Raw genomic sequence first — 851 nt, forward strand, 5'->3', positions numbered from 1 at the left:
CTGGGATCGCCGACATTCTGTCGGCCCCTGGGATAATGCCGAGTTGCCGGTCCAAATGGTCATCAGTCAGGCTGAGTGTTCTCGTTCCCAGGCGTTGCGTGGGAACCAGAGACCGGGAGCGGGGCTGTTGCGACACCCTCGGAGGGAGAGGGAGCGAAATACGCAGATTGTGCCGTGTGGCGGTATAGCTACCGGGCACTCAAAGTGTCAGCCCCTGAGCGCCGCGGGAGATGCCGGAGGGTCCGGTCCGGACGACCTCGGTGATGAGCCCTGCGGGCACGGCATCGATAAAGGCGTCCAGTTTCTCCGCGGCGCCGGTGAGCTCGACCACGAAGCTGATGTCGGTGACGTCGATGATCTTGGCGCGGAAGATGTCCACCAGGCGTTTGAGCTCCTCGCGGTCCGCCCGCTCGGCGCGGACCTTGACCATCAGCAGCTCACGCTCGATATGGGGGCCCTCGGAGAGATCGAGCAGCTTGATGGTATCGATGAGCTTGTTGAGCTGCTTCTTGATCTGCTCGATGATGTCCTCGTCACCGGCCGTGACCAGGGTCATGCGCGACAGGGAGGGGTCATCCGTGGGCGCTACCGTGAGGGACTCGATGTTGTAACCGCGGGCGGAGAACAGACCCGCGACGCGGGACAGGGCACCGGCCTCGTTCTCCAGCAGGACGGAAATGATGTGTCTCATGGGAAAGGATCTCCTATCAGGGTCTGTTGACATTTAACCCTGACCGCCTGTTTTCACATGTTGAATGTCCGCGGCACCTAAGCGGTCCGCGCAGCGGACCCTACTATCCAGCTGATTCTCTCGTTCCCACGCGCTGCGTGGGAACGCGGAAGCTCCGCGC

The 851-nt window shown here is 62.3% G+C and carries 1 protein-coding gene; it reads right to left on the reverse strand.

The annotated features are described in order from the left end of the window. Positions 1 to 199 precede the first annotated feature (199 nt). A complete protein-coding gene (ilvN, locus tag BQ17_RS08015; protein WP_089725959.1) occupies positions 200 to 691 on the reverse strand; it encodes an acetolactate synthase small subunit in 492 nt (163 codons plus the stop codon). Positions 692 to 851: the final 160 nt, after the last annotated feature.

Origin of the sequence: Candidatus Thiosymbion oneisti, from assembly GCF_900092655.1 — a bacterium.
GTDB lineage: Bacteria > Pseudomonadota > Gammaproteobacteria > Chromatiales > Chromatiaceae > Thiosymbion > Thiosymbion oneisti.

Coding starts and splice junctions, on each gene's coding strand:
- ilvN (WP_089725959.1), bottom strand. CDS start 691: ATGAGACACATCATTTCCGTCCTGCTGGAGAACGAGGCCGGTGCCCTG.